Source organism: Hymenobacter sp., assembly GCF_031398885.1.
Lineage (GTDB): Bacteria > Bacteroidota > Bacteroidia > Cytophagales > Hymenobacteraceae > Hymenobacter.
The window spans coordinates 1-22,077 of sequence record NZ_JANNOD010000101.1; the positions used below are offsets into that span (position 1 = coordinate 1).

Below are 22,077 nucleotides of genomic sequence, written 5' to 3' on the forward strand. Positions count from 1 at the left end.
TTATTGAATGGCTCATATGAAGCGGTAGCGATGCGTCGACTGCGCTCAGCAGGACCACCTTTTTGCAGACAGGGTATTTTTCGGATAGGCTCTAAAGTTTCTGGGGAGCCGTTCGAAAGCTGAACCGGGTAAGTGCCAGCTGATTTTAGCTACAGCCGTTTTCAGGTCAGTGTATACGTTCTGCTTTCCCTTTCACCTCACCCCCAGCCCCTCTCCCGCGGAGAGGGGGGCCAACCGTAGGTCGGGAGCGGCTCCCCTCTCCGCGGGAGAGGGGCTGGGGGTGAGGTGAAAGGTGTACACGAACCTGAAAACCGCGTTAGGTGCGCTCAACAGGCGATGCCTTCCGGCCATTCTCCGCCGCAAGCACCCCAAAAAAACCGCTGAAACCGTTCAGCGGGGGCTTGGTGTACGCGGGCGCGGGCCCAGCTGCTACGCGGTGGGCGTGGTGCGGTGGGCAGTTACCTCCTCAATGGCCAGCTCTGGCACCTGCACGGCCACCTGTAGTCACAACAGGTCCAGGTGGCGGGCGGCGTTTGAGAATATATCTTTACCCGCCTGTTTATACCTTTTCCTTTAACTACTTATGGCGTCTTTCTCCGCCGAACTGCGCGTGGCCGGCCACGTGTTTTCCGTCCTGCACTGCACCTACGGGGTGCACCAGGCCACCCACGAGCGGGGCCGGGTGAGCAGCAAAGCGCGCCACGAGCCGGTGCAGCTCACCCTGGCCGTGCCCGACGGGGACCTGCTGCTGGCCTGGGCCACCGACCCGCACCGGCGGCAGGCGGCCCAGTTGGTGTTCCTGAACGGGGCCGGGGGCGCGGCGCTGGAAACGCTGGCGCTGGCCGGGGCCTACTGTGTGGATTATCAGGAGGAGTTCGTAGCCGGCGCCGTGGGGAACGGGGCGTACGTCTGCCACTTGGTGCTGAGCGACCCGGACGGTTGGACCATCGAGGCCGGCGGGCCGGCGGCGGCGTTTGTGGCCCCGGCGGCGCGGGAGCACGGGGCGCCGGCGGTGGCGGCTGATTGGATGGCGGCGCAACCGACAGACCCGTGGCAAGGAAAAAAGCAGAGCGGGAAGGCATTTTTGGACAGCCCGCCCCTTGGCCGGCAACAGCTTCAACAACTGCGCGTGGCTACGCGCGAGCAGTGCGGTGCTGAAATTGTCGTATTGAAGGAAGGCGACGACCTATTGACTACCATGCGCAATTTGCAAATGCGAGCGGCTTTTCAGGCCAGTACCAATACGGTGTTTTTACAATCGCAGGCCACGTATTACGAAGCGGCACACGAAATTAAGCACGCCCAGCAATGTGCTACGCTGGGCGTAGAAGCTTACGCCCAGCAAACCCGGCTCGACAAGGAGACGCATGTATACGAACAACTGATGAAAGAAAAACTCCGGCTGACCCCGGCTGAAATCAAGCACGCCACGGGGTACATCAATAGTGAGCGTGCCAAAAACGGTCTTTCCCCTCTAACCTAACGCTTAGCGTATCATGAACACACGACACGTGCCCAATTTAAGCGAGCAGGAGGTAATTACCATTGCTCAGCAAGCTTTACGCGAACAGCAATGGTCTTACGACCCGGAATTTGGCCTTCAGCCTTCGTGGCGGGGTACTAGCAAGGATGTGCTGGGTCAGGAAGGCAAGGAAGTAGTGCTCTGGAGCGTCAATTTTCTGACGCCCGCTGGTCCTTTTGAGCAAGAAAGCCGGTTCGTAGAAATAAATGACGAAACTCGCGTTGCGATAGGAATCATGACCGGGCATAATTATTTTTTTCTGGAGCGAAAACACGGATGATTGCACCCCGCAAGCAACGGCTACCCACTCGGCAATAGCCTTGAAGTAAGGCTTACGAGCGGCCCAGTTGGTGTTCCGAAAAGGGGCCGGGGGCGCGGCGCTCGAAACGCTGGTGCTGGCGGCGGCCTACTGCGTGGCCTACCGGGGGGAGTTCGCGGCGGGCGACGCGCGGGACGGGGCCTACGTCTGCCACCTAGTCTTGTCGGACCCGAACGGGTTCACCATCCGGGCCGGCGGGCCTACGCGGCCCCGGCGGCCCGGGTGTACGGGGCGCCGGTGGTGGCGGCAGTGGCTGCGGCTACAGATGCGACAGCAATCCATAATTCGCTCTCGGAACGACCTTTTCTTAAAAACGATGCTGACCCGTTGCACGACGTGCTTGGACCAGGCGTGTTATCGCACCCGCAGGAATGGCAAAACACCATTGCCGAACTTAAAAAAGAAGGAGTAGATGTCGTATTCCGTGACGGGGTGATGGCATACGGCCCACAACCCACCGCAGGCAAGCCAGGGCGTCTAATCATCGACCCGAATGCTTCCATTGGGGCGTTGCGGCATGAGACGCAGCATTTTCTTGATGATAAGGCGTTGGGGTTTCCTGGTATGCAAGGGCTGTTTGCGGCCAAAATTAGGTGGCGAATGGAGTATAACGCTTATATGAAAGAAGTGAGCCTGGCCCGCGAAATCCGGGCGTTTCCGGCGGGCAAACAACTGGTTGGGAATGCCCGCGCCGAAAAGCAGTTCATCACCAAAAATTACGGACCCCTTAACTAGCCATTGCCATGAAACGCCTCGAAATACTACCCCCTGATGCGGAAACCGCGGCCTTATCAACCACGCAGTTGCTTGCGCACCTCAATGACGAATCCTACTACCTACGCGGACGGGTCATTGCGGGCCTGGGCCGGCGGCTGCAAGAATCTTCCGAGGTATTCACGGCTGTTCTGACTGCCACACAAGACCCCACGAACCGGCAAACTCCTTTCTTCGGCTTCATCATGGTATCCTGGCTTGGCGTAATTGCCATCTTAGAAAATGGGAGTGATTTGCAGAAAAACGTGCTCAAGCAACTGTTGGAAAATTGGCCAAAGCAGGAACTTGAGGATTTGAGGGTCTATTTGGCCGATACAGAGCTGCCGCTGAAGGAATTTCTGCCTCAATAACACCCACAATCAGACCTCTGAATACCGGTGGCCTACGCGGCCCCGGCGGCGCGGGCGCACGGGGGCCAGGGTGGGGGAGGTGAAGCGGGGGTAGGGGCAATTGGCGCGGTTCCGGTCCCGGGCCGGCTACTGGCGGGCCCCGCGCGGCTTGTTGTCCGGCAGCCTGGGGGCTGCGCAGTGGCGGGCACGGGGCGGGAGCCCCGCGCCAACCGCCAACCGGGGCACGAAACCCCCGCCGTTTGGCGTTGTGCGCGCACTACGCCCGACCTTTACCGCATGATTCGCCGCTTACGCCTGTGCTTTCCCCTCGCGGGCCTGCTTGTTGCGGCGCTGTTTTTCTTGCTACCAGCAGCCCGGGCCCAGCAGCGGCCCGACAAGCCGGGCGAGGCCCCGCCGCCCAGCACCCGGCGCTGCCGCTGGGTGCGCCTGGCGCCCGGGCGCGACACCACGGACTTTGCGCTGCCCGATACGCTGACCGCGGTGCCCTCGTCGGTGACGGCCGGGGGCCGGGGCGTGGCCTACGACGGGCGCGCCGACCGCTACCGCTGGGTGCGGCCCGCCCCGCGCGACAGCGCCGGCGCCCCGCTGCCCGACTCGCTGCTGGTCTGCTACCGGGTGCTGCCGCTGCGCTTGTCGGCGGCCCGGTTTCGGCGGCCCATCGGGCTGATGGACAGCCTGGGCTTCCGCCGGCCGATGCGGGGGTACGAGGATTTTTCGGTGAAGGAGCAAATCCTGAGCACGCCGGGCATCAGCAAAACGGGCAACCTGGCGCGGGGCATCAGCTTCGGCAACACCCAGAACGTGTTCGTGAACTCGGCCCTGAACCTGCAGCTGGAGGGCCAACTGGCCGAGAACATCCAGCTCACGGCCGCCATTTCGGACCAGAACGTGCCCTTCCAGCCCGAGGGCAACACCCAGCAGCTGCAGCAGTTCGACCGGATTTTTCTCACCCTCGTCAACCCCAACTGGAACCTGACGGCCGGCGACGTGGTGCTGCGCAACAAGCCCGACTACTTCCTGCGCTACTACAAAAACATCCAGGGCGCGGCGGCCGAGGCCAATTTCGGGCCGCCCATCGCGGGGCTGGCCGGGCTGGGGGCCACGCCCGGCGTGTCGAACGCTGTGTTCCTGAACGGGCAGCCCGGCCAGGTGGCCAACGGGTCGGCGCCCGCCGGCCCGTCCGGCGGAGCTGCTCCGCCCGCCGGCCCGTCGCCGGCCACGCTTAACCCGCCGGCCATCAGCCAGCCCCAGCTCACCGACCCCAACCGCCAGGTGCCCGGCGGCACGCCCGGCGCCGGGGTACCAAGTGACGCCAGTGGAGCCGGCTCCGGCTCCCTTTTGGGGGGCCGTGCCCCGGAGGGGTCTCGCGAGGTGACCGTCCGGGACGCCGCCGGCCGGTGGCGCTCCTCCACCGCCATCGCGGGCGGGGTGGCCAAGGGCAAATTCGCCAGCACCGAGGTGCCGCCCATTGAGAACGTGCAGGGCCCCTACCGGCTCAGCGGCCCCAACGGCGAGCAGTTCATCATCGTGCTGGCCAACTCGGAGCGGGTGTACCTCGACGGCCGCCTGCAAATCCGGGGCTTCGACGCCGACTACACCATCGACTACAACCTGGCCGAGGTCACCTTCACGCCGCGCCACCTCATCACCCGCAACTCGCGCATTCGTATCGACTTTGAGTACTCGGACCTGAACTACGCCCGCTCGCTGGTGGCCGCCAGCCACTACCAGCAGGTGGGCCGGCTGAGCGTGCGCGGCAACTTCTACCAGGAAGCCGACAACCCCGACAACGCCGCCAACCTCGACCTGAGCGACACCGCGGCGGTGGGCCAGCTGCGGCGGGCCGGCAACGTGGCGTTTGCGGAGACGGACGGGGCCCGGCCAGTGGACTACACCCGCACCCAGGTGCTGTACCGCCGCGACCCGGCGACGGGCCGGTACAGCCGCGCCGTGGGGGCCGACACCCTGGGCGCGGTGTTCGCGGTGTCGTTCACCGACGTGGGCCAGGGCAACGGCGAGTACCAGCTCACCACCACCGACGTGAGCGCCAACGGCCGGGTGTACGAATTCGCGCCGTCGGGCCTGGGCCGCTACCAGCCCATCCGCCGCGTGCCGACGCCGCTGCGCAAGCAACTGGCCACGGCCGGCGTCAGCTTTCAGCTCGACAGCAGCACCACGGTGTTCGGGGACGTGGCCCGCTCGCGGCTGGACCGCAACCGCTTCTCGCCCCAGAGCGACCAGGACGGAGCCTTTCGGGTGGGCTACGTGGTGCAGGACCGGCGCCTGCCCGCCGCTTTGGCCGCGGGCCTGCTGCGCGGCTACCGCCTGCGCTCGACCTTGGATTACGAGTACACCGGCCAGCGCTTCGCGCCCATCGACCGCTACCGCGACATCGAGTTCGACCGCAACTGGAGCTCGGTCAGCCCCGCGCTGACCACCGCCGCCGGCCCGGTGCCCCGCGAGGACAACATCTTCAACTTCAGCGTGGGCGCGGTGAAGGACGCCAACAACGGCGTGAACTACCGCCTGAGCCGCCGCTTCCGGCCCGGCGAGGTGAACGGCCTGCAGCACTGGCTCGACGCGGCCCAGCAAGTGGGCAACCTGGAGCTGCGCGGCTCGCTGTTCGTGCTCAACTCCGCAGCCGGCCGCTTCGATTCCGACTGGGCGCGGGGCGAGGCCACGGGCCGCTTTGTGGGCAGTAAGCTAGTGCCCGGCTACACCTACCGCTTCGACAAAAACCGGGTCAGCTCGGCCAGCACCGACACCATCCGCTCGGCCAACTACTTCGACGAGCACAATGTGTTCGTGCAGAGCCGCGACTCGGCCCGCACCCAGTTCCGGCTCGACTACAGCTACCGGCGCGACCAGACGCCCAACCCCGAGCAGAACGCCCTGCAGCGGCGCGGCACCGCCCAAACCTGGCAGGGCACGCTGGCCACCCGCCTGGGCCAAACCCAGGACCTGCGGGTGCTGGCCACCTACCGCGACCTGGACTCGCTGGGCCTGGCCCGCAACCGCACGGTGCTCGGGCAGGTGTTCTACAACGCCAGCCTGCTGCAAAATCAAATCCGCTCCGAGCTGAGCTACAGCGTGGCCACCGGCCGCGAGCTGAAGCGCGACTACTCGTTTCTGGCCGTGCCCGCCGGCCAGGGCACCCACTACTACGGCGGCGACGCCGACCCCGACGGCCCCGCCGGGCCGCTGCTGCCCAACGGCCGTGAGGACAAGGACGAATTTTTCGAGGCCCAGACCCCCGACGCGCAGTACCGCACCTACATCAAGGTGTACCTGCCCACGTCGGACTACGTCACGGCCTTCACCAACCGCCTGGCCTACCGCCTCACCGCGGCGGCGCCGCGCGGCTGGCGCGAAGCCGGCGGCTGGCGCGCCGTGGCGGCCCGCTTCGCCACGCTCACCAGCATCACCGTGGACCGCCGCACCACCGACCCGGCGGTGCTCAAGCGCCTGAGCCCCTTCGCCTTCGACAAGGAAGACGCGCAGCTGCTGGCCTTCAATCAGCTGTTTCGCAACACGCTCTACTTCAACCGCTCCAACCCCATCTTCGGGGCCGAGCTCACCGTGCAGCAAACCCAGCAGAAAACCCGGCTCGTGCAGGGCGCCGACCTGCGCAACCTGAGCACCCAGAGCCTGCTGGTGCGCCGCACCCTGGCGGCCTCCTTTACGGGCCGGCTCACCGGCGCGCGCGACATCCGCGAGGCCACCAGCAACTACCTGCTCACCCGCAACTACCGCCTGCTGATTTACACCGTGCAGCCCGAAATCAGCTACCAGCCCACGCCTGCCCTGCGCCTGACCGGCACCTACCTGCACACCCGCAAGCGGAACACGCTGGAAGGGGAAGGCGCCGAGCGCACCCCCGGCACCTTCGACGAGCTGGGCGTGGAAACCCGCCTCAGCCAGGTCAACAAGCGCACCCTCACGGCCGCCACCCGCTACACCCGCGTGCAGTTCGCCGGCACCGACCCCAACTCCGTGGTGGCCATTGAAATCCTCAACGCCCTGCGCCCCGGCAGCAACTTCACCTGGAACCTGAACGTGGAGCAGCGCCTGAGCAACGGCCTCAACATCACCCTGGCCTACGACGGCCGCAAGGCCAGCCAGCTCAACACGGTGCACACCGGGCGGATGCAGGTGGCGGTGCTGTTTTGATTAGGCTTTTTCGCCCGCGCCCGATTCGTCCGCGCCGGTCAGCGTGATTTGCGGGGAGGTGCCGCCGATGGCCAGCGCCTCGTCCCCTTCGGTTTTAGCATCCTGCTCGTCAATAAAGTAGCTGATGTTCAGGTTAAGCAATTGCTCGTAAGGCAGGGTGAGCAGGTCGCCGTCTACCGGATAGTAGCTCTCCATAGTAGCATCTTCGGCAGCAGTCGTCAGCTGTTTGCGCTGCGCGGAGTGAATGTAAATGGTGCGCAGTCCCCCGTCGGCGGCCAGTTCGTAGCCCGCCAGGAAGCCGGAATACAGCATGTCCCCGTTCTCTAGTTTGACCAGGGCATCCACTACTACGAAGTCGATGTGCTTGGCCTCCTGGAGGCGGATGATGGGCAGAATGTCGCTCGTTTCCAGAATTTCGCCGGTCAGCAGGTAGTGCCACTCGTTGTCGTAGCGAAACCAGCGGAAGCGGCGGTCCCATTTGTAGCGCCTTACCACGTGCCTGGACGCCCAGCCGGCCAGTGCGCCCAGCGCCAGCAACCCCACTTCGTACAAAATAGTGGCGCCCAGGTTGGCTTGCAAGGTGCTGAATCCTAACTGAATGGTTTTGTCCTCTTTGGCCCCCAGGAGCAAGGTGCCGAGCAGGTCCAGGCGGACCGTGTGGCCGCCGGGGTGCCAGCGGTTGATAAGCCAAAACATGGCGGCTTGCAGCAACAGCCCCGGCACAATGGAGCGGAATACCTGGTCGGTAACGGTCAGGTTGCTGTAGCGAATGGAAAACCTGCCCGCGTGGTAAAACCGGAAAAAAGAAAGTCCTGGCGCCACCAACAGGAGCACCAGGACGGTCGTAAAGAGGAAATTCACAAACGCTTGCTAAGCTGCTTTGCCGCGATGAATGGCAGTGACCGACTTGTAGCGCGTAATCTTATCGCCTTGGCGCACGGTGATAGAGTGTTGGCCGGGCGTGGTGCGCGCTTTCAGCACGGCACTCATCAATTCGCGGGCCGCGCGTGGGTCTTGCAGCAACTCCGCGATTTCGGGAGACATGGGCGCTTTCATGGGGTGTCGGGATAAAAAAGGACTGCCTAACTAACCGCGGATTGAAACAAGAGGTTTCTTTTGCGGCCCAAGCAAATGTAAGCAGATGCTTCCGATGTCAGGATTGCGCCACTCGGTTGGTCTTTACGAAACCCTTGTGAAGCATGGTTGGCTGGAAACGGCCGCGTCGGCCGCTCTTCCTTCCGCCCAAAGGCCCAGTATAGCGCCGGCATCCCGAGCAGGTTGAGCACCGTGGAGGTGATGACGCCGCCCAGAATCACCACCGATACGGGCTCACGGGCATGGTGCGCGGGCCGTCACGCCGAGCATGATGATAACGATGATACAGCCCGGCGACAGCACGCCGTCCGTGACGAACGCCGTACCCATCAAATTCACCCGCGGTCGACCATGCTTTTTAGAGCAGCACAATCCCATCATCAAATGAGATGGGTGTGATGTTCAGCAGATGCGCCACCAGTTCTTTTCGGGCGTAGAAAGCGCGCGACGTGCTGCCGTGGCCCGCGCCTTTGGTTCGGGGCTGGATAAAGCGACCCAACCGGCCCGATAAGAACTCACCGCTGCGCACCACTTCGCGAATGCTGTCGTATCCGCTTTCAAGGCGCGGTGCAGGGCCGGGTCGTTCAGGTCAAACTCGGCGATGCTGTGCAAAATGGAGCGGGTATCCAACTGGCTTTCATGAATTCGAGCCACCAGTAGCGTCTTGCGCAGCTTGTTGTATAAATGACTCTCCTCGAATTCCTTCTGCAGGATTTCAATCGGGTCGAGCATGGTGATGGCCACGGTTTCCTTCACGCGCAAATTGCCGTCGCGTCCGTACACCAATGAAGTGGATTTCAGCTCCCAACTGCCAAAGTTGGGCGCCCGGGAGCTGTTGAGGGGCAGCTGCAGGTACCGTTCCAGGGTGTGGCCGGCCCAGCCCTTGTTTTTCTTCTCGTTTACAAAAATGGCCACGCCGTGCTGCTGCGCCACGGCCACCAAATCCTGATTCAGCAACTGATTTAACAATTTAACCGCGTCGGCCCGCTCCATCTCAGATGTTCTTAGTAGCGAGCATTTCCAGCGCCGGGGTGCGGTCGCCGGAGCTGGCAATGCGGCGCGGCGCCAGCAGCGTTTTGATGGTAAAGCCCAAGTCGGCGTACAATTCCAGCACGCGCGGGGTTGCCTGGTTGGTAACCACCATCGGGGCGTCGGTCTGACAGAGCCAACGGGCTAGTTTCTCTTGGTCGGCCCAGGCAAAGTCCTCCTTGGAATACTGCGTGAACGGAGTGTCGTAGGGCGGGTCGATGTACAGGAAGTCCTGCTCGCCCAGGGCCGTGGTTTCAAAAGAATGCCTTTGGATATCCCAGCGGCGGAGCGTGTTGGTGTAGTGCGTAAAGTCCCGGGTGTAATTAATCTTCTTGTAGCGCCCGAAGGGAACGTTGAACTCGTTCTTGCTATTGAACCGGCACAGGCCGTTGAAGCAAGTACGGTTTAAGTAATAGAACAAGCCAGCCGCTTCTTTGGAGTTGAGCTGCCCCGCCCGAACCAGCTCGTTGAAGCGGGCCCGGGCCGCGTAAAAAGCTGCTTCCTCGTTCAGCATGTCGGCCTCGATGAAGAGGCCAGCTTTCAGCCACTGATAGAAATTTATCAGGTGTTCGTTGATGTCCGAAAGCAAGGCGGAGGCAGGGTTCAACCCCAGCGCAATGCCCATGCCGCCCACAAAAGGCTCGACCAAGCGGCGGTCGGCAAAAGGCTGCCAAATCGGTTTCAACTGCGGCAATAACCACCGCTTTCCCCCCGCCCATTTCAGGGCCGGGCTCACCTCGAAGCTTTCTATCTTGAGGCCATACTCCGGAAATAGCGACTCAGTGACATTGCCGGTGTAGCTCATCTAAAATCAATCCTTGTGTGCCGCCTTCGTGGATAGTGACGCGGGTAAAGGTAGCCGCTGATGCTCGCTTATTCCTTAATCCCGGCCTCTTCCTTCCGCCCAAAGGCCCAAAACAGCCGCCGCCGCCCGGCCCGGCGGCTGGGCCCCGCGCCGGGGAGCAACCGCCTATTCTGCCGTCATCCGGCCTGATTTCTTTGCGTACTTGAGGCCGCCGTAAACGATGCTCAGCAGGAGCAGGGCGCCGCCCAAAATCTTGTTGCGCAGTTCCGGGTCGTGCCCCGTCAGTTGCGGGTAGGTGAGCAGCAGGACGAGACTGATGCCCGCCAGCCACACGAACTGCGTGTTGTACTCCTTCAGAATCCAGCGCCGGGCGTTGAACCGGTGGTGCTCAAAGGTTGCCCGCAACCCCTGGATTTTCGGCAGCCACCGGTTCACGCGCTGGCAGTACGCCTCAAACTCCGGTCCGAACTTCGCGCGCAAAAACTGCTCCTCGGCCAGCACAATGGCCTGGTAGATGAACAAAAACAAGGGGATAAAAACCGCGGTGTACAGCACGGAGTTGGACAGCACGCCCACGCCCGCCAGCATCAGAATATTGCCCACGTAGAGGGGGTTCCGGCAGTGGTTGAACATGCCCGCCGTCACCAGATTCTCGGCGTACACTTTCCCGTCTCGGCCGCCCCGGACGATGTACACCAGCCCAATGGAGGCGCCCCGTATCAGTTGGCCGGTCACGGTTATCAGCAAGCCGATGCTGATGGGCCACAGGTAGTAATGGCTGCCAAACACCGCCCGGGTAAAAATGGGCGGCGAGGGCAGCGCCAGCGCCAGGTACAGAAAAATGAACACGAAGTTCCGGTACTTGAAAAAGAAGTTTCCGATGGAAATCATTTACTCTTTATTTTTTCAGGGCAATCAACCCCGCAAAGTTATACCACTGAAAAAACACCTCGGTGGACGCGAACCCGGCTTCGCGCAGCAGGTGTTTATTTTCGCTGAGCTTGTAGGGGACGAGCACGTTTTCCAGGGCTTCGCGCTTCTGCGAAATCTCCATGTCGCTGTAGTCGCGCCGGCGCTTGTAGTCGTAGTAATACTTGATAAAATCGCGGTTGAAACCGCTGTCTTCGGCCAGGATTTTTTCCACCAGAATCAACGCCCCGCCAGTCACCAACTGCTGAAAAATAGCCTTCAGCAGCCGCTCCCGGTAAACGGGCCGAATGAACTGGAGCGTCAGGCACAGGACGACCACCGAGGCGTTGCCGACCTCGACGCCCTGGTGCAAGTCGGCCACCCGCAGCTCGTAGGGCCGGGTCAACCCCGCCTCTTGGAGCTTGGCGGCGCACTTTTCGAGCATTTCGGCCGCGTCGTCGACGCCGACAAACCGCACGTCGGGCGCCACCAGGGTGTCCATGCCTATCATCGTCGTGCCGGTCGAGCAGCCCAGGTCGTAGACGGCGGTGCCGGCCTGCGCGTGGTCGGCGGCCAGCTCGGCAATCATGCGCTGAATCTCCCCGTAAAAAGGCACCGAGCGGTTCACCATGTCGTCGAAAACCCCGGCCACTTTGGCACTGAATTTAAAATCGGACGCTTGCCGGATTTCTTCTTTAAAAACTTTATCAGTCGCTTGCTCCAATTTTTTGTCCATGCTGCTTGGTTTGGTAAATAGTGTGGAAGGGCGTGGCCGCCTTCTTCAAAGCTACTCCGGGAAAAGTCATGGCAAGGCTCACCGGCGATTCTGCCAGAATTCGGAGCCGCCGCGCCGTTAAACGCGCCGTTAAAAAAGCACCCGTAGCGTGTGCAGGCCCGGCCCCGCCGCGTACTCGTAGCGCACCCCGAAGCCGTAAAACTCGCCGATGCGCTGCACAATGGAGAGCCCCAGACCCGGCGAGCCGGAGGCTGGATTACGCTTGCGAAAACGCTCGAAAAACTGCGCCGGGTCCTGGTCCGGGGCCAGCGCCGGGCCGGTGTTGCTGACTTCCAGCGCCGCCGCGCTCAGCGCCACCCGCAGCCGGCCGCCGGCGTGGTTGTGCCGGATGGCGTTGTGCAGCAGGTTGCTCACCAGCGAGTCGGCCAGGGCCGGGTGCAGGCGGCGCGCGGGCACCGGGTCCAGGGCCAGCTCCAGCGTGAGGTCCTTGGCCTGAATGAAGTCTTCCAGTTGCCGCAGCTTCTCGCGCAGCAGCTCGTCCAGGCGCACGGGCACGGCCTCGGCAAACTGCTCGTTGTCGATTTTGCTCAGCAGCGTGAGGCCCTGGTGCAGGCGGGCCAGGCGCTGGGTGGCCGCGTACAGCTCGCCCACCAGCGGGGCGGCCGGCGCGGGCAGGTCCGGCAGCTGGAGCAGCTGCTCCAGTTGGGCCTGCATGATGGCCAGCGGGGTGCGCGTTTCGTGGGCCGCGTTTTCGGTGAATTCCTTGAGCGTGCGGTAGTCAGCCACCACCCGCTGGGTCAGGCCGGTGAGCGCATGGTTGAGCTGGGTGAATTCCTCGATGGCGGTGCCGGGCAGCGCCAGCACCTGGTGCCGGCGCACGTCGTAGCCCCGCAGCTGCTGCAGCGTGTGCTCGAAGGGGGCCCACAGCCGGCGGGTCAGCCAGCGGTTCAGCAGCACCACGCCCCCGAGCAGGGCGCCGAGCACGCCCACCAGCAGCCACAGCACGAGCTCGCGCACGTGCTCGGTTTCGAGCAGCGACTTGCTCAGCGACACCCACTGCGGGCGCCCATTGAGCACCAGCCGAAACGTGAGCTGCCGGTAGGGCTCCAGCTCGTTGTTTTCCAGGGGTTCCGGCAGCAGCACGTCGCGCAGGCCCGGCGGCTGCGGCGCGGGGCTGCTGCTCACGCGCCCTTCAAACGGCGTTGTGGGCAGCCGGCCGGTGCGCCGCGCGGCCCGCACCAGGTAGTCACGCTGCTGAAACAGGCGCTCTTCCACTTCGGCCTGCAGCGCCCAGAGCACCCCAAAATACAGCAGCCCGCTGCCCAGGCTGAAGAGCAGCGCGGCCAGCACGAGGTAGTAGCGGTTGGTGGCGGCAAGCAGCTTCATGGACGGACGCTTTGCTTAATGAGGAATGAGGAATGAGGAATGGGCAAAAGGAACGTCATGCTCATCTGGCGTCCGCGCAGCCGAAGCATCTCGCGCGGGGTAGTAACTCAATCGTTCAACGAGGCGAGCGAGATGTCTCGACAAGCTCGACATGACGTTCCTTTTGCTCACTGTTCACTGTTCACTGTTCACTGTTCACTGCTCATTGCTCACTGCTCACTGCTCAGCTTGTAGCCCATGCCGTACACGGTGCGGATGTAGTCGCCGGCGCCTTTTTCCTGGAGCTTTTTGCGCAGGTTTTTCAGGTGGGTGTAGATGAAGTCGAACGAGTCGGCGGCGTCGGCGGCGTCGCCCCACACGTGCTCGGCGATGGATTCCTTGGTAAGCACCCGGCCGGGGTGGGCCAGCAGGTAGAGCAGCAGGTCGTATTCCTTGCGGGTCAGGGCCACCGGCTCGCCCTTCACCAGCACCTGGGCCTGGTCTGGAATCACGGTCAGCTCCTGAAACACCAGCTGCGCGCTGCCCTGAAAATTTCGCCGCCGGATGATGGCCTTGAGGCGGGCGCTGAGCTCGGACAGGTGAAAGGGCTTGGCCAGGTAGTCGTCGGCGCCCAGCTCCAGGCCCCGCACTTTGTCGTCCAGCGCGTCGCGGGCCGAGACGATGAGCACGCCGGCGGCGGAGTTGTCGGCCTTGAGGGCCCGCAGCAGGTCGAGGCCGTTGCCGTCGGGCAGGGTCAGGTCGAGCAGCACGCAGTCGTACTGGTAGAGCTTGATTTTCTCGTGGGCCCGGGCGTAGTCGGCCGCCGTTTCCACCACGTAGCCGTCCTGGCGCAGGTAGCTGGCCAGGGAATTTAGCAGGGCCGGTTCGTCTTCGACGATGAGGATTTTCACAGCGGATATTCAGCAGCTATTGGGGAAGGACATGGCCGGAACAGCGCCAAAGAAAGCCGAAGAATCTGAAGACTTTCTGCGCCTGGCCGCCCCGCCTCGGTGCCGGGGCTTCTCCTAAAATGTCTTCGCCACCCGGGGACCCCCAAACTTAAAAACTGTCTTGATGAGTGGGGCGGTGGCCGCGCCTTCCGGCAGCTAAACGGCAGCCAATCTGGCCGCCCGCCGCGCCAGCCCGGCCGTCAGCTCCCGCTGCTTGAAGCACAGGGGCAGCGCGGCGCCCGAGCGCAGGGCCCGCACCGTAATTTCGGCGCAGGCGCGGGCGTCAGACAGCGCGTCGTGGTGGTTGAGCGTCAGGTTGAAGTGCGCCGCTAAGTGGTTCAGGCGGTAGCGTTCCAGGCCGGGCCAGGCGGCGCGGGCCAGCTTCACCGAGCACAGGCAGTGGAAGGCGGGCACGGGCAGGCCGAAGTCGCGCAGGCTGTGTTCGAGCACGCTCACGTCGAAGGCCGAGTTATGGGCCACCACCGGCTGCTCGTGCAGGTAGGGAAGCAGGTCGGCCCACACGTCGGCCAGGGTGGGGGCGTCGTGCAGGTCGGCTTCCGCGATGCCGTGCACCTGGTAGTTGCGCCAGTCCACGCGCAGCTCGCGGGGCCGCAGCAGCGTCTGGTAGGCCTCTACCAGATGGCCGCCGTGCACCCGCACCACGCCCACGGCGCAGGCGCTGCTGCGGCGCTCGGTGGCGGTTTCGAAGTCAATGGCCGTGAAGTTGAGCCCGGCCAGGGCGCAGGCAACGGTTGCTTGCATGGTGGCAAGATAAGGAGCCCTGCCGGCACTGGTGCGCCGCCGGGCCGTAGGGCCGGGGCCGCCGGGTCGGAGCACACGTCGGGCACTGCGAAGTAGTTTTCCATCACGCCGTTGATGTTGCCTTCGCAGCCAGCCGTCAGGTCAAGGTCAAACTCGATGTCGGGGCTGAATTGGCGCAGCGGAATGAGCACCCGGCCGTAGGGGAGGCGCAGGGGCGGAAGCTGCACCACCGGCTGGCCGGCCCGGTGCGCCGCGCGCAAGGCCGCGAACCGCGCGTGCATCTGCGCATCAAACGGCGCGGCGCTGGTTACCAGCTCGCGCCAGGCCTCGGGCACGTGGCCCACCCCAAACAGGCCCAGCAAGAGCACAAACGGCAGGGCGTTGAGCCGAAGCAACCGCTCGCCGCCGGCTGACGGCGCCGGCAGGTGCTGCGCCGCCACCCAGGCCAGCCCGGCCGTCGAAATGAGCAGCACCACCAAAATTTCGTTCTGGGCCCGCAGCAGCGGCGCCCCCACTATCAGGTAGCGAAAAAGCAGAAACCCGACGCCGTTCAATGCCCCAAAGCCCAGCAGCAGCACCCGCCGGTCCCGGCGGCTGAGCCGCACGGCCCCGCCCGTGAGCCGCTGCCGGTAGCCCAGCCCCAGGCCGGCGGCGGCGGCGGCCAGCAGGCTCAGGGCTACCACGGGCTTGGCCAGGAAAAGCACGAAGGAATAGGCCGCGCGGGGCCCCAGCACCAGCCAGCGGTAGGCGTGCCAGGGGTCGGAAGGGGGTGCCATGGCCAGGGCGCGGGCCCAGTTGCCGGGCGCGGCGGCGGCCAGCGCGGTGGCCAGGCCGCCCACCACCACCCACAGCCACCACTTCGGCCGGGCCGCGCGGGGCAGCGCGTACCCGAGCCCGGCCAGCACCGGCACGGCCTGCACCAGCGTGAGCTCATTGCCGACCATGGCCAGCACCAAGGGCCCGCAGGCCAGCGCCGCGCCGCGCCATTGCCCGCCCTCGGGGCCCCAGCCCGCCCGCAGGGCCAGCGCCGCGAAGTTGAGCAACCCCATGAGCGGCAGCGCGTACGCCACGGCCCCGCAAAACCAGTACAGGAAGGAAAACGGCGCGGGCGCCGCGTTGCAAAACAGCGCCAGCAGCAGCCCCGCCGCCCAAAACGCCTGGCCCCAGGAGCAGGGCACGCGCAGCGCCGTGTGGCACAGCGCCCGCAAAAAATGGGCAATGCTGGCCCACTGCGCCACAAACAGCGCGGCCGCCACCGCCTTCACCCCGTCCAGCCAGCCGTAGGTCACGGGATTGAGCACGGTCATGAAAAACGTGGAGGTGAAGCGTCCGGTCCAGGTCTGGAAATGCCAGCCCTGCACGCCCCACATGCCGTACTGCCGCGTCCAGTAAGCGTTGCGGAAGTCGTCGAAAAACGGCTGGGTAAAAACCGTCAGCAGCAGAAACGGCGCCAGCGCCAGCAGCAGGCTCAGCCGAAAAGCAACGATGCGCAGCGGGAATGATTTCGCCAAAACGAGGCAGCAAAGTGGAGGGGGGAGTCAGTTGTCAGCTGTCAGTTGTTCGTTGTCAGTTGCTGGAGTCTTCACGAATTTTTGACTAACGACTAACAACGAACAACTGACAACGAACAACTGACAACTGACAACTCATTTACTGTGAGTGGACTACTTAAAGCCCGGCCAGCCGGCGTGCGGCACGCACTACGGCCAGCTCGGCCTGGCCGACTGGCGCCTGGGCCGCATCGAGGGCGGCACGGGCGGCGGCCAGCCAGGCGGGTGAAGGTGCCTGGCCGGTTTGCAGTTGGGTGAGGCGTTCCAGCAGCACGGCGGCCACGGCCGCGAGCTGGGCGGAAAGCGGGCCGTATTCGCGCAAGCCGGGGCTGAGCAGCAGCGGTTGCAGCAGCGCGTCGTTGGCCTGCCAGCGCAGGGCCTGCGCGCGCAATGCGGCCAGCTGCCGCGGCGAGGCCCCCGGGCGGGCCGGCGCCAGGGCCCCGGCCGCCACCACGCTGTCCACGAGCGCGCCGAAGCGCCGGGCCACTTCCGACTCGGCCGGGGCGGCGTCCACCAGCCGGTTCAGGGGCGTCTGGGTGGTGTATTCAAAGCCTTGGAAGTGGCGCTTGTATTCTTTCACCGGCTCCACCACCTCGGCCAGCGTGCGCAGGGGCGCGGCATTGCCGGAGCCCGCCAACTGGTTCAAAAGCCCGGCGGACGCCCGCCGGTGGCGCAGGCCCAGCGTTTCCAGCCCGCCGGAAACCACGGCCAGCCGGCGGTACAGGCTGGCCACGTCCTGGCTGGCCGCTTGGGGCGACCACAGCCGCTCGGCTACGGCGGCGGCGCGCGGCCAGATGCGCGCTTCCACCATCGTGGAATCGGCAAATTCCGACCACATGGCCGCCTCGCCGCCCAGCACCCGCTGCTGCTCTTCGGCGGTGAGGGGCGTGTCGGCGGGCAGCGGGTCGGCGGCGTAGTGGCTGGCGGCGGGGTAGTTCAGGTCGAGGTAGTAGCCGCTGGACAGCAGCACCGGGTGGCCCAGTCGGGCGGCATCGAGGAGGCCCTTCTTGCCGCGCCAGCTCTGGATGACGGCTTCCTTGGGCAAGTCGGGACCCAGGATTTCGTCCCAGCCCACCATCGTTTTGCCCAGCCGTTGCATCATGGCCAGCACGCGGCGGTTGAAGTAGGTTTGCAGCTGGTGCTTGTCCACGGTCTTGCCGTCGGCTTTCAGCATGCCGTGCTCGCGCATGTAAGCCGCAATGCGCGGGTTGCGCCGCCACTGCCGCCCGTCGTTCTCGTCGCCGCCGATGTGGAAATACGGGTCCGGGAACAGCGCCGTCATTTCGGTGAACGCCGAGTCGAGCAGCGAATAAGTCGTTTCGCGCGTGGGGTCCAGGGCAATGTTCAGCACGCCCCACCTAGTGGCCATGGCGTAGGCCGAGTCGTTGGAAGCCAGCCGCGGGTAGGCCGCAATCCAACTGGTGGCGTGGCCCGGCACGTCGAACTCCGGCACCACCCGAATGCCCCGAGCCGCCGCGTAGGCCAGCACCTCGCGCACCTCGGCCTGGGTGTAGTAGCCGTCGGCGCCGCCCACCTGGTGCAGCCGCGGCAGCACCTTGCTTTCCACCCGGAACCCCTGGTCATCGCTCAGGTGCCAGTGCAGCACGTTCAGCTTCACGGCGGCCATGCCGTCGAGGTTGCGCTTGATGACGGCCACCGGCAGGAAGTGCCGGGCCGCGTCAATCAGCAGCCCACGCCAGGCGAACCGCGGTTGGTCCTGAATGTCGACCTCGGGCAGGTAGCGCTGCTTTTTCTCAACGACGGGCAGCTGCTCCAGCGTGGCCAGGGCCCGCAGCACGCCCAGGCTGGTGGGGGCGTCGATGCTCACGCCCACCGGCGTCACGCGCAGGCTGTAGCGCTCCTCGTCGAACTGCTCGGGCCGGCCCACCCGGCCGTAGCGAATTTGCAGGGTGGCCGGGCCGGCGGCCTTGGCCGGGCCGTGGAGCCGGGCCAGGGTGCGCGCGGCGGCGTTCTTCACCGTGGCGTCGGCCGTGGCGGGCAGTTGCAGCTTCAGCGGCGCTTTCAGGCCCAGGCGGCCCTGGCCCCAGCGCATCTCGGCGGGCCGGGGCAGCAGGTTTTGGGCCGGCTGGGCCAGAGTGGTGCCAACCAACAAGCTCAGTGCCGCGCCAAACAAAATCCGAAAACTCATCATCCGGGCAAAGTACGGCGGCCACGGGTTCCCGGACCGCTAAGTTTGCCCAACTTGCAAGAATTTTGGTCTGTTTCCCATCGTATGAAGTCTCCTTCCTGGTTAACCTGGCTGTTTTGCAGCCTGCTGACGGTAACCGTGGCGTTTGGCCTGCTGCCGCGCTGGAATGCCAAAGGCCCCGGCGCCGTCATCAGCTGGGACGTGTCGGGCTACTACCTCTACCTGCCGGCCATCTTCATTCACTACGACCTGAAAGAGTTACGCTTTCACGAGCAGCTGCTGCGCGAGTACGGGCCCACGCCCGATTTTCAGCAGGCTTTTCTGCACCCCGGCAGCGGGCATTACGTCATGAAATACTCGGCGGGGATGGCCGTGCAGTACCTGCCCTTCTTCCTGGCTGCCCACGCGCTGGCCGCCCCGCTGGGCTATCCTGCCGACGGATTTTCGCCCCCTTACCAAGCGGCTATCTTGCTGGCCAGTGTGCTGGTGGCCATCCTGGGCCAGTGGTTGGTGCGCCGGGCGCTGCTGCCGCGTTTTGGCGAATGGCCCACTGCGCTTACGCTGCTGGTTGTTGTGCTGGGCACCAATTACTTTAGTTACAGCGCCGTGGCCGGCGCCATGACGCATAACTGGCTCTTCACTTGGTACGCCGGCCTGCTGCTGCTCACTCCCGCGTTTTACGACCGCCCCACCATGGGCCGCGCCCTGGCCATCGGGGCCACCGTGGGCTTGATGACGCTCACGCGCCCCACCGAAATTCTGGCCGGTCTCATTCCCTTGCTGTGGGGCCTGCGCCCGGCGGGGCCGGTGCTGCGCGCGCGGCTGGCGTTTTGGCGGCAGCACTGGGCCCAGTTGCTGACGGCCGTGCTGGCGGGCGCCGCCGTGCTGAGCATTCAGCCCCTGTACTGGCACTACGCGAGCGGAGACTGGGTGGTTTACAGCTACCAGGAGCAGGGCTTCAACTGGCTGCGGCCGCACCTGTGGGACGGTATTCTTGGCTTTAAAACCGGGTGGTTGGTGTACTCGCCGCTCCTGGTGGTGGCCCTGGCGGGCTTTTGGGGGCTGCGGCGGCAGCAGCCGGCGGCTTTCTGGCCCCAACTCGTGTTCTTGGCGCTGTTCGCGTACGTCACCTTTGCCTGGGACGAATGGCTGTACGGCGGCTCACTCGGCAGCCGGGCCATGGTGCAGAGCTACGCCGTGCTGGCCTGGCCCCTGGCCGCGGCGCACCGCTGGCTGCTGGCCCGGCGCCCCCGGCTGGCGGTCTACGCCGGCCTGGCGGTGCTGGGCTGCTACTACAACCTGTGGCTGACCTACCAGGCCCACCACGGCGGCCTGCTGGTGGTGGGCCAAATGAACCGGGCCTACTGGTGGCGCATCCTCGGGCGCTACGAGGTGCCGAGCGAGGAGCGGCTGATGCTCGACACCAACTACAACTTCACGGGCACGCCGCGCAACTACCGCCTGCTCTGGCAGCAGGATTTTGAGGCCGTCGACAGCTCGGCCCGTGGCCCCGCGGCCCTGCTGGGCCGGGCCTCGCTGCTGCTCGATGCCGCCCACCCCCGCAGTTTGGAGTACGTCATTCCGGCGCGGCGCGGCCAGTTCAAATGGGTGCAGGGCAGCGCCCTGGCCAGCGCCAGCCAAGGCGAGGACGGGGAGGGGAAAATGACGCAGTTTGTGGTGCGGTTTTGCCAGGGTGCCCGGGTGGTGCGGGAGCGCACGGTGCATTTCCAGCGGGCCCTTGCGCCTGACTGGCCGCGGCAGCTGCGGTTCTACTTCAAAGCCCCGGCCGATGACTACGACCACATCACGGTGGTTTTTCTGCATCACGGCCCCGCCACCGTTCGGTTCGACAACGCCCGCCTGGCGGTCTTCGATGACTAATTCTTATAGCAATCCCCGAGCTTTAAACTCCAGGTACTTATTAATGGTATTAATAGTCAAATCTTTGGGCGCCGTGAGCAGGGAGTAAATCCCGTAGCGCTGCAATTCCAGCACAATTTGCCGTTTTTCCTGGGCAAATTTCTCGGCGATGGTCTGGTTGTACACGTCCTCGGTCGTGTTGGCCGGCGCGTCGAGGTATTCGCGCAGCTCGGTGTTTTCGAAGAAGATGACCAGCAGCAGGTGGTCTTTGGCCAGGCGACGCAGGTAAGGTAATTGCCGCTGCATGGCATTCAGGGTTTCGAAGTTGGTGAAGAGCATGAGCAGGCTGCGCTGCTTGATGCGGGCGCGCACCGTGGCGTAGAGCAATTCAAAGTCCGTTTCCAGGTATTTGGTCTTCTGGCGGTACAATATTTCGAGCAGCTTGAGCAAGTGGCCGGGCCGGCGGTCGGCCGCCAGGACGGCGCCGGGGCGGTTCGAGAAGGTGAGCAGGCCGGCTTTGTCGTGCTTGAGCAGGGCAATGTTGCTCACCACCAGCGTGGCGTTGATAGCGTAATCCAGCAAGCTCAGTCCGTCAAACGGCATGCGCATCACCCGGCCCTTGTCGATGAGGCAGTACACCTGCTGGGCTCGCTCGTCCTGAAAGTGGTTGACGACCAGGGCATCGGCCGCGCCGGTGCCCGCGCGGCGGGCCGTGGCCTGCCAGTTGATGCTGCGCGGGTCGTCGCCGGCCACGTAGGGCCGGATTTGCTCGAACTCCAGGCTCTGGCCCACCCGCCGGATGCGCTTCACGCCCACTTCCGTCAGCCGGTTGTGGATGGCCAGCAGCTCGTACTGCCGCATCTGCAGGAATGACGGGTACACCGGCACCACCCGGTGCTGGTCGGCGCGGAACCGGCGGCGTACCAGCCCCAGCGGCGAGGCCACGTAGATATTCAGCGCTCCAAACTCGTACTCGCCCCGCTTGGTGGGCCGTAACTGGTAGTTGATAATCTGCGTTTCCCCCGGCTTCACGCGGGCCCCGAACAGCACGTCGCGCCGCTGAAACTGGTGCGGAATCTCGTCAATCGTCTCGGTTTGAATGGGAAACCGGTAGCGGTTCTCAAGGTAAATCTGCACGTCGTTGTCCGAGCCGTTGGCCAGCTTCTCGCCCAGCACGCGCCGGCCGAACACGGGTGCGGCCTTATTCCGCGCCGGCGCGTAGAGCAGCAGCGCATCGAGCAGCGCCAGCGCCGCCAGCAGGCCCAGCACCACGTACATCGGCCCCAGCAGCCACGGCAGAAAGAAGGCCACGACGAAGCCTGCGATTAGCGCGGTGAAGAGGTAGAAAAAGCGTTTGGTTAGGAAAAAACTCATGTCATGCGGCGCATGGCTAGTTATGGACTATCGACTACCTGATAATGGCGATTTCAGGTTGGCTTAACACGAGTATCAAATACTAAGTAGCCGCTGCCAGCGGCTATGATGGAGATATCGTAATCGTAAGGAGACAGGTTAAATTGCCAGGGTTCACCGTATTCATCGGCTGAGCCGTCAAGCTTAAGCTTGATGTTATTAGCGAATTGAATATCTAAGAGGGTGTTTGGGATTTACGCCGGGCATAATCGGTTGAGGCACATAGTCGAGTTGGCAATGAGCAGCCACGCTTGATGGCTGGCGGGGGTAAATTCGTAGTCAACGGCCAAGCGCCGAAAGCAGGCCAGCCAGGCAAAGG

18 protein-coding genes are annotated in these 22,077 nt (G+C 64.4%); 6 read left to right on the forward strand and 12 right to left on the reverse strand.

Annotated features, from left to right (window positions below):
* Positions 1 to 583: 583 nt before the first annotated feature.
* The 5 genes from tssD (at position 584) to RMO51_RS18835 (ending at position 7,135) form a co-directional block, all read left to right on the forward strand.
* Positions 584 to 1,483: a type VI secretion system tube protein TssD gene (gene tssD / locus RMO51_RS18815; protein WP_310397303.1), complete on the forward strand. Its 900-nt coding sequence runs from the start codon at positions 584 to 586 to the stop codon at positions 1,481 to 1,483.
* Between the two features lie 13 nt (positions 1,484 to 1,496).
* Positions 1,497 to 1,802: a hypothetical protein gene (locus RMO51_RS18820; protein WP_310397306.1), complete on the forward strand. Its 306-nt coding sequence runs from the start codon at positions 1,497 to 1,499 to the stop codon at positions 1,800 to 1,802.
* 366 nt (positions 1,803 to 2,168) lie between these two features.
* Positions 2,169 to 2,576, forward strand: coding sequence for a hypothetical protein (locus RMO51_RS18825; protein ID WP_310397308.1), 408 nt, complete (start codon positions 2,169 to 2,171; stop codon positions 2,574 to 2,576).
* Positions 2,577 to 2,584: 8 nt separating this feature from the next.
* A complete protein-coding gene (locus tag RMO51_RS18830) occupies positions 2,585 to 2,965 on the forward strand; it encodes a hypothetical protein (protein WP_310397310.1) in 381 nt (126 codons plus the stop codon).
* A gap of 276 nt (positions 2,966 to 3,241) precedes the next feature.
* Entirely contained in the window at positions 3,242 to 7,135 is a 3,894-nt protein-coding gene (locus RMO51_RS18835) for a hypothetical protein (protein WP_310397312.1), read from the forward strand.
* Here the strand turns inward: RMO51_RS18835 and RMO51_RS18840 are convergent, their stop codons facing one another.
* The 11 genes from RMO51_RS18840 to RMO51_RS18890 all read right to left on the reverse strand — a co-directional run bounded on the left by RMO51_RS18840 (position 7,136) and on the right by RMO51_RS18890 (position 18,488).
* On the reverse strand, positions 7,136 to 7,996 hold the full coding sequence (locus RMO51_RS18840; protein WP_310397314.1) for a hypothetical protein: 861 nt from the start codon (positions 7,994 to 7,996) through the stop codon (positions 7,136 to 7,138). It lies immediately after the preceding gene.
* 9 nt (positions 7,997 to 8,005) lie between these two features.
* Positions 8,006 to 8,191, reverse strand: coding sequence for a hypothetical protein (locus RMO51_RS18845; RefSeq protein ID WP_310397316.1), 186 nt, complete (start codon positions 8,189 to 8,191; stop codon positions 8,006 to 8,008).
* Positions 8,192 to 8,632: 441 nt separating this feature from the next.
* The gene (locus RMO51_RS18850) at positions 8,633 to 9,223 is read right to left on the reverse strand and encodes an MvaI/BcnI family restriction endonuclease (RefSeq protein ID WP_310397318.1); all 591 of its coding nucleotides are present in this window, start codon (positions 9,221 to 9,223) and stop codon (positions 8,633 to 8,635) included.
* A 1-nt stretch (position 9,224) separates the two neighbouring features.
* Complete coding sequence (locus RMO51_RS18855) at positions 9,225 to 10,064, reverse strand: Dam family site-specific DNA-(adenine-N6)-methyltransferase (protein WP_310397320.1); 840 nt, start codon at positions 10,062 to 10,064, stop codon at positions 9,225 to 9,227.
* Positions 10,065 to 10,229: 165 nt separating this feature from the next.
* Positions 10,230 to 10,955: an isoprenylcysteine carboxylmethyltransferase family protein gene (locus tag RMO51_RS18860; RefSeq protein WP_310397322.1), complete on the reverse strand. Its 726-nt coding sequence runs from the start codon at positions 10,953 to 10,955 to the stop codon at positions 10,230 to 10,232.
* 7 nt (positions 10,956 to 10,962) lie between these two features.
* The gene (gene cmoA, locus RMO51_RS18865; RefSeq protein ID WP_310397324.1) at positions 10,963 to 11,709 is read right to left on the reverse strand and encodes a carboxy-S-adenosyl-L-methionine synthase CmoA; all 747 of its coding nucleotides are present in this window, start codon (positions 11,707 to 11,709) and stop codon (positions 10,963 to 10,965) included.
* A 129-nt stretch (positions 11,710 to 11,838) separates the two neighbouring features.
* Positions 11,839 to 13,095, reverse strand: coding sequence for an ATP-binding protein (locus RMO51_RS18870; protein WP_310397327.1), 1,257 nt, complete (start codon positions 13,093 to 13,095; stop codon positions 11,839 to 11,841).
* 209 nt (positions 13,096 to 13,304) lie between these two features.
* Positions 13,305 to 13,985 carry a response regulator transcription factor gene (locus tag RMO51_RS18875; protein ID WP_310397329.1) on the reverse strand — a complete coding sequence of 227 codons (681 nt, stop codon included), beginning with the start codon at positions 13,983 to 13,985 and terminating at the stop codon, positions 13,305 to 13,307.
* Between the two features lie 195 nt (positions 13,986 to 14,180).
* The gene (locus RMO51_RS18880; RefSeq protein WP_310397340.1) at positions 14,181 to 14,693 is read right to left on the reverse strand and encodes an exonuclease domain-containing protein; all 513 of its coding nucleotides are present in this window, start codon (positions 14,691 to 14,693) and stop codon (positions 14,181 to 14,183) included.
* Entirely contained in the window at positions 14,657 to 16,297 is a 1,641-nt protein-coding gene (locus RMO51_RS18885) for a DUF6056 family protein (protein ID WP_310397332.1), read from the reverse strand. Before RMO51_RS18885 ends, RMO51_RS18880 begins: the two co-directional genes overlap by 37 nt.
* Before the next feature lie 157 nt (positions 16,298 to 16,454).
* Positions 16,455 to 18,488, reverse strand: coding sequence for a family 20 glycosylhydrolase (locus tag RMO51_RS18890; RefSeq protein ID WP_310397334.1), 2,034 nt, complete (start codon positions 18,486 to 18,488; stop codon positions 16,455 to 16,457).
* Between the two features lie 81 nt (positions 18,489 to 18,569).
* Between RMO51_RS18890 and RMO51_RS18895 the strand changes: the two genes are divergently transcribed.
* Entirely contained in the window at positions 18,570 to 20,366 is a 1,797-nt protein-coding gene (locus RMO51_RS18895) for a hypothetical protein (RefSeq protein WP_310397336.1), read from the forward strand.
* A gap of 3 nt (positions 20,367 to 20,369) precedes the next feature.
* Here the strand turns inward: RMO51_RS18895 and RMO51_RS18900 are convergent, their stop codons facing one another.
* The gene (locus RMO51_RS18900; protein ID WP_310397338.1) at positions 20,370 to 21,719 is read right to left on the reverse strand and encodes a DUF58 domain-containing protein; all 1,350 of its coding nucleotides are present in this window, start codon (positions 21,717 to 21,719) and stop codon (positions 20,370 to 20,372) included.
* Positions 21,720 to 22,077 lie beyond the last annotated feature (358 nt).

Bases quoted from the DNA above. Each gene is read 5' to 3' on its own strand.
- RMO51_RS18890 (WP_310397334.1), bottom strand. From the start codon at position 18,488: ATGATGAGTTTTCGGATTTTGTTTGGCGCGGCACTGAGCTTGTTGGTT.
- RMO51_RS18895 (WP_310397336.1), top strand. From the start codon at position 18,570: ATGAAGTCTCCTTCCTGGTTAACCTGGCTGTTTTGCAGCCTGCTGACG.
- RMO51_RS18830 (WP_310397310.1), top strand. From the start codon at position 2,585: ATGAAACGCCTCGAAATACTACCCCCTGATGCGGAAACCGCGGCCTTA.
- RMO51_RS18835 (WP_310397312.1), top strand. From the start codon at position 3,242: ATGATTCGCCGCTTACGCCTGTGCTTTCCCCTCGCGGGCCTGCTTGTT.
- RMO51_RS18850 (WP_310397318.1), bottom strand. From the start codon at position 9,223: ATGGAGCGGGCCGACGCGGTTAAATTGTTAAATCAGTTGCTGAATCAG.
- RMO51_RS18870 (WP_310397327.1), bottom strand. From the start codon at position 13,095: ATGAAGCTGCTTGCCGCCACCAACCGCTACTACCTCGTGCTGGCCGCG.
- RMO51_RS18860 (WP_310397322.1), bottom strand. From the start codon at position 10,955: ATGATTTCCATCGGAAACTTCTTTTTCAAGTACCGGAACTTCGTGTTC.
- cmoA (WP_310397324.1), bottom strand. From the start codon at position 11,709: ATGGACAAAAAATTGGAGCAAGCGACTGATAAAGTTTTTAAAGAAGAA.
- RMO51_RS18845 (WP_310397316.1), bottom strand. From the start codon at position 8,191: ATGAAAGCGCCCATGTCTCCCGAAATCGCGGAGTTGCTGCAAGACCCA.
- RMO51_RS18855 (WP_310397320.1), bottom strand. From the start codon at position 10,064: ATGAGCTACACCGGCAATGTCACTGAGTCGCTATTTCCGGAGTATGGC.
- RMO51_RS18900 (WP_310397338.1), bottom strand. From the start codon at position 21,719: ATGAGTTTTTTCCTAACCAAACGCTTTTTCTACCTCTTCACCGCGCTA.
- tssD (WP_310397303.1), top strand. From the start codon at position 584: ATGGCGTCTTTCTCCGCCGAACTGCGCGTGGCCGGCCACGTGTTTTCC.
- RMO51_RS18820 (WP_310397306.1), top strand. From the start codon at position 1,497: ATGAACACACGACACGTGCCCAATTTAAGCGAGCAGGAGGTAATTACC.